This window comes from Dactylosporangium sp. NPDC049140 (genome assembly GCF_040648435.1).
Genome location: NZ_JBEZDS010000132.1, coordinates 1 through 3,919, shown reverse-complemented (window position 1 = coordinate 3,919; position 3,919 = coordinate 1). Strand labels below are relative to the sequence as shown.

Sequence of the window (3,919 nt, the reverse complement as noted above, 5' to 3'; positions counted from 1 at the left end):
TTTCGTCCTGACGGACTCGGCCGCGTGCTACGGTGCGGGTGCGGCCGCCTTCCGGGCGGCCGCGACTTTGCTGTGTGAGGAGGAGACCCGGTGACCGACGTCGCACCCTGGCTCGTCGTGGGGCTGGGCAACCCCGGCCCGGAGTACGCGCGCCACCGCCACAACGTCGGCTTCATGGTCGCCGACCTCCTCGCCCAGCGGGCCGGGCTGCGCTTCGGCAAGCACCGCCGGACGGTCGCCGACGTGGCCGAGGGCCGGCTGCGCGTCGGCGGGCCGCGCCTGGTGCTGGTGAAGCCGCTGACCTTCATGAACCTCGCCGGCGGCCCCGTGGCCGGCCTGGCGCAGTTCTACAAGGTGCCGCGGGAGCAGGTCATCGCCGTACACGACGAACTCGACATCCCGTGGACCCAGCTGCGGATCAAGCAGGGCGGCGGCGAGGGCGGCCACAACGGGCTGCGCTCGATGTCGAGCTCGCTGGGCGGCAAGGACTACCTGCGGGTCCGCTTCGGCATCGGCCGCCCGCCGGGCCGGCAGAACCCCGCCGACTTCGTGCTGTCCGACTTCGCGGCGGTCGAGCGCAAGGAGCTGGACTACTTCGTGGACCGCGCCGCGGACGCGGTGGAGATGATAATCGACCAGGGGCTCGAGGCCGCCCAGAATCGATATCACGCGGAGTAGGCAACACTTTCGTCCATGCAATAACGACGTCCCGATCACCGGTCGGCGTGACGAATGTCCGAGTTGCACGTTGTACCCGAGGTTGCACCGTTTGATGGAAACGGTCCTTCTGAAGGAGGCAGCGTGGCGATCGACAGCGGACGAACGCTGGACGGGTTCCACCGCCCGGCCCATCTCCGCCGTGAGGATCGCCCTGGCGCCCCGCGCCCCGCGCCCCGCGCCCCGCGCCCCGCGCCCCGCGCCCCGCGCCCCGCGCCGCGCGCCGCGCGGAGCGCACGCCAAACGTCCGCCGCGAGGAGCGCACGCTAAACGTCCGCCGGGAGCCTGACGCCGCCCCGCCGCCCGCCGCGAAGGCCCGCCCGGCCGGCCGTGCGCCCGCGGTGGGCCCGCAAGCGGCGCGGGGCGTGCATGCGCCGGGTCGTCGTCGGCCACGAGCTCGCGGTCGAGGCCATGGCGCGGCAGCTGCGGCGCGAGCGGTACCACGGCCTGAAGGTGGTCGGCGCCTGCCTGCTCGAGGCCGGCGAGGTCGCCGGCGTACCGATCCTGGGCCGCTTCGACGAGGTCGCGGGCGCGGTGCGTACGGCCCGGGCCGACACCGTGCTCGTGCTGTCCTGCCGGGAGCTGGACGGCCACGCGCTGTGCCGGCTGGCCTGGCACCTGGAGCGCGACGACATCGACCTCATCGTGGCCGGCACGCTCATCGACGTGGCCGGCAGCCGGACGACCATTCGCCCGGTGGACGGTCTGCCGATGCTGCACGTCGAACACCCGACCCTGAACGGGGCCCGCCGACCGGTCAAGGCATTCGCCGGCCGGGCCGGTGCGGCGCTGCCGATGGTGCTGGCCAGCCCCCTTCTGGCGATTCTGGCGCTGGCGGTTCGCACGGACTCCGCCGGACCGGTACTGTTCCGTCAGGTAAGAATGGGCAAGGACGGTCACGAATTTGTGATCTTCAAGTTCCGAACGATGCACATCGATGCCGAGGCCCGCCTGGCGGAGCTGCGGCACCTCAACGAAGTCGACGGCGCGCTGTTCAAACTGCGCAACGACCCGCGGGTCACCCGCGTCGGGCGACTTCTGCGAAAGTTTTCGCTCGACGAGCTGCCGCAGCTGCTCAACGTGATCGGCGGCAGCATGTCGCTGGTCGGGCCGCGCCCGCCGCTGCCGGAGGAGGTCGCCGTGTATCCGGACGACGCCCGGCGCCGGCTGGCCGTGCGGCCCGGGATGACCGGCCTGTGGCAGGTGTCCGGCCGGTCGGACCTATCGTGGGACGAAGCGGTTCGCCTCGACCTGCAGTATGTGGAGAACTGGTCGCTCTCGCTCGACCTGGTCATCATGCTGCGGACGCTGAGTGCGGTGACCCGAGGGGCTGGAGCTTACTGATGACCGATCTACCACCCGCCACCGACGGGGGCTTCGCGCGCTGGCTGGCCCAGCGGGCCGGGGACCTGCTGCTGAAGCTGCGCGAGGAGATGGGGTACGCCGACCCCACCGCGCTGCGCAAGGCGGGCGACCGTCTCTCGCACGAGCTGCTGGTGGAGCAGCTCACACGCTGGCGCCCGGCCGACGCGATCCTGTCCGAGGAGGGCGCCGACAGCGCGGCCCGGCTGCAGGCCGAGCGGGTCTGGATCGTCGACCCGCTGGACGGCACCCGCGAGTTCGGCGAGGAGGGGCGGGCCGACTGGGCCGTGCACGTGGCCCTCTACTGCCGGGCGACACCGGCCTCGTCGTCCGGGACCGGGGCGGCCCGCGGCCGCCTGACCGCCGGCGCCGTGGCCCTGCCCGCCCAGCACTGCGTGCTCGGCACCGACGCCCCGCCGCCGTTCCCGCCGATGCCCGGCGTGCAGGGCGAGCCGATCCGGATGGCCGTGAGCCGCACCCGCCCGCCGGCCTTGCTGGAGACCCTCGCCGCGAAACTTCCAATCGAGCTGGTGCCGATGGGCTCGGCCGGTGCCAAGATCGCCGCGGTCATCGACGGGGCCGTCGACGCCTACGTCCACGCCGGTGGGCAGTACGAGTGGGACTCCGCCGCCCCGGTCGCTGTGGCTCTCGCCACGGGCCTGCACGCTTCCCGTATCGACGGGACTACGTTGGAATACAACCAGCCCGACCCCCGCCTGCCTGACCTGGTGGTGTGTCGGAAGGCACTGGCGCCGTCACTGCTGGCCGCGATCAACAGCTGAGAGGTCCCGCAACTCATGAGCCGGCCGCCCTACCGGGTCTCACACCTGGATGCTCTCGAGGCGGAGAGCCTGTTCGTCATGCGCGAGGTGGTCGCCGAGTTCGAGCGGCCGGTGCTGCTGTTCTCCGGCGGCAAGGACTCGATCGTGATGCTGCGCCTCGCCGAGAAGGCGTTCGCGCCCGCCCGCATCCCGTTCCCCGTCATGCACGTGGACACCGGTCACAACTTCGCCGAGGTGCTGAAGTACCGCGACCGCCGGGTCGCGGAACTCAACGTGCAGTTGATCGTGGCCAGCGTGCAGGAGGCGATCGACGCGGGCATGGTCCGCGAGTCGGCCGACGGCATGCGGAACCGGATCCAGACGCCGGTGCTGCTCGACGCGGTGGAGAAGTACCGCTTCGACTCCCTCTTCGGCGGGGCGCGCCGGGACGAGGAGAAGGCACGGGCGAAGGAGCGGGTGTTCAGCTTCCGCGACGACTTCGGGCAGTGGGACCCCCGCAACCAGCGGCCGGAGCTGTGGGCGCTCTACAACGCCCGGATCGCGCCGGGGGAGTCGATCCGGGTGTTCCCGCTGTCCAACTGGACCGAGCTGGACGTCTGGCACTACATCGCCCGCGAGGGCATCGACCTGCCCAGCATCTACTACGCGCACGACCGCGAGGTCGTCGACCGCGGCGGGATGCTGTACGCGATAAACGAGTTCCTGCCGCTGAAGGCCGGGGAGACGCCGTTCGTGGAGCGGGTCCGCTACCGCACGGTCGGCGACGCCTCCTGCACCGCCGCCGTCCGCAGCGACGCGGACACGATCGACAAGGTCATCGACGAGGTGGCGGCGACGCGGATCACCGAGCGCGGGGCGACCCGCGGGGACGACAAGGTGAGCGAGGCCGCGATGGAAGATCGCAAGCGGGAAGGGTACTTCTAAATGACCGCGGTGCTGGAGCGCCAGATGGACCTCCTGCGGTTCGCGACCGCGGGTTCGGTCGACGACGGCAAGTCGACGCTGATCGGGCGGCTGCTGTACGACTCGAAGGCGATCTTCGAGGACCAGCTGGAGGC

Annotated in this window: 5 protein-coding genes; all 5 read left to right on the top strand. The window is 71.5% G+C overall.

Features of this window, described 5'->3' with window-relative positions:
- The first annotated feature begins 90 nt into the window (after positions 1-90).
- Positions 91-678, top strand: coding sequence for an aminoacyl-tRNA hydrolase (gene pth, locus AB0B76_RS58740; protein WP_360395107.1), 588 nt, complete (start codon positions 91-93; stop codon positions 676-678).
- 369 nt (positions 679-1,047) lie between these two features.
- On the top strand, positions 1,048-2,061 hold the full coding sequence (locus tag AB0B76_RS58735) for a sugar transferase (RefSeq protein WP_360395104.1): 1,014 nt from the start codon (positions 1,048-1,050) through the stop codon (positions 2,059-2,061).
- Positions 2,061-2,861: a 3'(2'),5'-bisphosphate nucleotidase CysQ gene (locus AB0B76_RS58730; protein ID WP_360395101.1), complete on the top strand. Its 801-nt coding sequence runs from the start codon at positions 2,061-2,063 to the stop codon at positions 2,859-2,861. Before AB0B76_RS58735 ends, AB0B76_RS58730 begins: the two co-directional genes overlap by 1 nt.
- A 15-nt stretch (positions 2,862-2,876) precedes the next feature.
- On the top strand, positions 2,877-3,785 hold the full coding sequence (gene cysD / locus AB0B76_RS58725) for a sulfate adenylyltransferase subunit CysD (protein WP_360395098.1): 909 nt from the start codon (positions 2,877-2,879) through the stop codon (positions 3,783-3,785).
- On the top strand, positions 3,786-3,919 hold a 134-nt coding region (locus tag AB0B76_RS58720; protein ID WP_360395110.1), incomplete at its 3' end, for a GTP-binding protein.

Coding starts and splice junctions, on each gene's coding strand:
- AB0B76_RS58730 (WP_360395101.1), top strand. CDS start 2,061: ATGACCGATCTACCACCCGCCACCGACGGGGGCTTCGCGCGCTGGCTG.
- cysD (WP_360395098.1), top strand. CDS start 2,877: ATGAGCCGGCCGCCCTACCGGGTCTCACACCTGGATGCTCTCGAGGCG.